General features: G+C 67.8%; 4 protein-coding genes. 1 reads left to right on the top strand and 3 read right to left on the bottom strand.

The genetic code is table 11. The features are described from left to right. The coding region (locus tag QZ281_RS04445; RefSeq protein WP_292225184.1) for a beta-ketoacyl synthase N-terminal-like domain-containing protein at nucleotides 1–348 on the bottom strand (348 nt) is incomplete at its 3' end. Between the two features lie 151 nt (nucleotides 349–499). On the opposite strand from QZ281_RS04445, the gene QZ281_RS04440 reads away from it, so the two are divergent. Further along, complete coding sequence (locus tag QZ281_RS04440) at nucleotides 500–2,152, top strand: GNAT family N-acetyltransferase (protein ID WP_292225182.1); 1,653 nt, start codon at nucleotides 500–502, stop codon at nucleotides 2,150–2,152. A 3-nt stretch (nucleotides 2,153–2,155) separates the two neighbouring features. On the opposite strand, the gene hemW is transcribed toward QZ281_RS04440, so the two are convergent. Further along, nucleotides 2,156–3,331: a radical SAM family heme chaperone HemW gene (gene hemW / locus QZ281_RS04435; protein WP_292225177.1), complete on the bottom strand. Its 1,176-nt coding sequence runs from the start codon at nucleotides 3,329–3,331 to the stop codon at nucleotides 2,156–2,158. Next, nucleotides 3,324–3,542 (bottom strand): non-canonical purine NTP pyrophosphatase (locus QZ281_RS04430; RefSeq protein WP_292225175.1); only part of this gene is annotated, 219 nt, incomplete at its 5' end. The genes QZ281_RS04430 and hemW, both read right to left, overlap by 8 nt.

The following is a 3,542-nucleotide window of genomic DNA, read 5'->3' as shown; positions in this document are numbered from 1 at the left end:
TTCCAGGAAAAGGCGGTGCTGCGGGTCCATCTGCTCGGCATCGCGCGGGGTGTAGCCGAAGAAGTCGGCATCGAAGAGGTCCATGCCGGCCAGCGGCACGCCGCGCACCTGGCCGTCGGCGCCGCGCACCGTCAGCTCCTGCTTGCCTTCGGCGTTGTTGCGAACACCTTCCAGCTTGCCCAGTTCGCCGTCAGCGCCGCGAACGGTCGCGCCAGGCGTCAGGGTCAGGCTGGGGGCTTGAGCTGCGGCCGGGGCCGGTGCGGGCGGGGTCGTGTCTTGCGCCATGGCAGGCGCGGCGGTCAGGAAGGCGACGGCTGAGCCGGCCAGAAGAATGTTCTTGATCGTCATAGGACATAATCCGGTAACACGGGCCCGACGCCCGCAATGACCTAATCCGCGATGTTTCGGATTGTTGCAGGCGCCCCGAAATGACCTCTCAACCGCCCCAGTTGACCGATTCTTGGTCTATGGTTGCGCATAGCCGAATCGGAGCCGCTGCTTGCCGTCCCGCACTACTCCCGCTCAGCGACTGGTCCGGCGGCTGTTCGGACTGGCCTATGAACTGACACCGCAGTTTTTCGCTGTGGTGGCCTTCCTGGCGGGAGGGGTGATGCTGGCCTCGGCCATGACGCCCGAGTTCGACGCGCGGCTGCGACAACTGACCGGCGTGGTGTCGCCGATCCTGATCGATCTTTCGCACTTCGTGGCCAGCATCGCGGGCTTCTTGTTGATGCTGCTGTCGGCGGGCCTGTGGCGGCGCAGGCGCGGGGCCTATTGGGCGGCGCTTCTGACCCTGATCGTCGGCGCGGGCCTGACGGTGCTGAAAGGGCTGGATTGGGAAGAGGCGTTCGACCTGCTGATCGTCGCCGCCCTGCTGGCGCCCTGCCGCAACGCCTTCAACCGCCGTTCGCGCCTTAGCGAGCCCTTAAGGCCCGGCTGGCTGCTGCTGCTGATCGCAGGCGTGGGCGCCATGCTCTGGCTGGGTTTCTTCGCCTATCGCGACGTCACCTATAATGACGAATTGTGGTGGCGTTTCCTGACGGACAAACAGGCGTCGGGCTTCCTGCGGGCTGGTCTGGTGCTGGCCATCCTGACCATGGTGGTGGCGGGCCGGTCGCTGCTGAGTTCGCCGGGTTCGCATGACCACGGCCCGGCGTCTGCAGAAGACCTGACCAGGGCGCGCGCCGTTCTGGATGCGGCAGAAGAGGCGACGCCCGAGGCGTGGCTGGCCATGCTGGGCGACAAGGCCCTGTTGTTCAGTCCGTCGGGCCGCAGCTTCCTGACCTATCGCGTGCGCGGGCGGCGCTGGATCGTCATGGGCGAACCGGCGGGCCTGAAGGAAGAGCGCCGCGAACTGCTGTGGAACTTCGCAGAGATGGCCGACAGCTACGGCGGGGCGGCGGTCTTCTATTCGGTCAGCGAGGCGGTGCTGGGCGATCTGGCGACCATGGGGCTGGCGGTGCGCAAGGTCGGCGAGACAGCGGTGATCGAGGTCGCGGACTTCTCGATGGAAGGCAAGTCGAAGCAGAACCTGCGCACGGCGGTGAACCGGGCCGAACGCGAAGGCGGCTCGTTCGAAGTCTTGCCGCCCGGATCGGTCGGTCCCATCGTTGACGAGCTGAAAGCCGTGTCCGACGCCTGGCTCCAGATGCACGAGGGGACCGAGAAGGCCTTCTCGCTGGGCCGGTTCGATCCGGCCTATCTGGACCTGACGCCGCTGGCCGTGGTGCGGTCCGAGGGACGGATCGTGGCCTTCGCCAATCTGCTGACGGCGCCGGAAGAGGCGGCGGTCGACCTGATGCGCTATGCGCCCGACGCGCCGCATGGGGTGATGGACTATCTGTTCACCCGTTGCACCCAGTGGGCAAAGGAGCAGGGATTGGCCCGGTTCGATCTGGGCATGGCCCCCCTTTCGGGTCTGGAGGATCGTCGGATGGCGCCGGTCTTCGCCCGCGTCGGAGCCCTGGTTTATGATGAAGGCGGCGCCCTGTACGGCTTCCAGGGGCTGCGCAGCTACAAGTCCAAGTTTGCGCCGGACTGGCGTTCGCGCTTCATCGCCGCGCCCGCTTCCACGCCCCTGCCTCTGGCCCTTCTGGACGTGGCCCTGCTGACCAGCGGCGGCTGGTTGGGGATGCTGGGCTTGCGCAAGTAACTCTCAGGTCAGCAGGGCTTTCAGCACGCCATCCAGAACGGGCCGTCCCTTGGCTGTGGCGGACAGGCGGCCTGAAGCCGCTGTCAGGAAGCCGTCTGCGATCAGGTCTGCGACCGGGGCGGCGTCCTGCGACAGGTGCAGGTCCGCCAATAGGCCGAGGGGCGCGCCCTCCACGGTGCGCAGGGCCAACAGTAAACGTTCCTCGGCTGCGTCCGCCGGGGATTGGGCCTCGCGGTCGGTCCACGGGGTCTGATCGGCCACGCCCGCCACATAATCGCCGATGCGACGGTGGGCGACGGTGGCGGTGCGCACGCCGTCCAGCGTCAGACGCCCGTGCGCGCCGGGGCCGAGGCCCAGATAGTCGCCGCCGCGCCAGACATGCAGATTGTGCGCTGACCGCGCCGCCACGCCGCGCGCATGGTTCGACACCTCATAGGCGTCAAAGCCTGCATCCAGCAGGACCTGCTGCGTCGCCTCATAGAGGGCGGCGGCCTGATCTTCGTCGGGCGGGGTCAGGGTTCCCCGGCGCAGGGCGCGGCCGAACGCCGTCTCGGGCTCTATGGTCAGTTGATAGGGCGAAACATGCTCGAACCCCATGCTCAGGGCTGATTGCAGTTCCGCCGTCCAGCCCGCGACCGTCTGGTCCGGGCGGGCGTAGATCAGGTCGATGGACAGCCGTTTGAAGGCGCGGCCCGCCAGATCGACAGCGCGTAGGGCCTCTGCCGCCGAATGGTCCCGGCCGAGGAACTTCAGCGAGGCATCGTCCAGCGCCTGCACCCCCATCGACAGGCGGTTGACCCCGGCGTCGGCCAGGGCTGCGAACCGACCCGCCTCGGCGTCTGTCGGATTGGCCTCCAGCGTGATCTCGATCTCGCCCGCAGGCGGAAACAGGGTCTTGGCCTGCTCAATGACGGCGGACACGGCCTCCGGTGACATCAGCGAGGGCGTGCCGCCGCCCAGGAATATGGACGCCAGCCGATGCGGCCCCAGCAGCGACGCCTGCGCGCGCATGTCCGCCAGTATGGCGTCCAGAAGCTGCGCCTGTTCCTGCGTCCGCCCCCGGTCGCGCACGACGTTGAAGTCGCAATAGGGGCAGATGCGCGAACAATAGGGCCAGTGGACGTAGAGACCGACGTCGCTGCCGGGGTCGGGGAAGATGGGGTCGAGCGGATCAGTCAATCAGCGCGGCCTTGAGCAGGCGGAAGGCGCGCGTGCGGTGGCTGTCGGCCTCCTTCACGGCGGGGTCCAGTTCGCCGTAGGTCAGGTCGCCGCCCTCTGGGATGAAGATGGGATCATAGCCAAAGCCCCGTTCGCCGCGCGGCGGGAAGGTCAGCTCGCCCTGCACCACGCCCTCGACCACCACGCAGGGGCCGCCCGGCCAGGCTACGGC

The sequence above is a fragment of the Brevundimonas sp. genome (assembly GCF_018608325.1).
Lineage (GTDB): Bacteria > Pseudomonadota > Alphaproteobacteria > Caulobacterales > Caulobacteraceae > Brevundimonas.
Note: the sequence above shows the minus strand (reverse complement) of the source record. Positions and strands in the feature narration are given on the sequence as shown.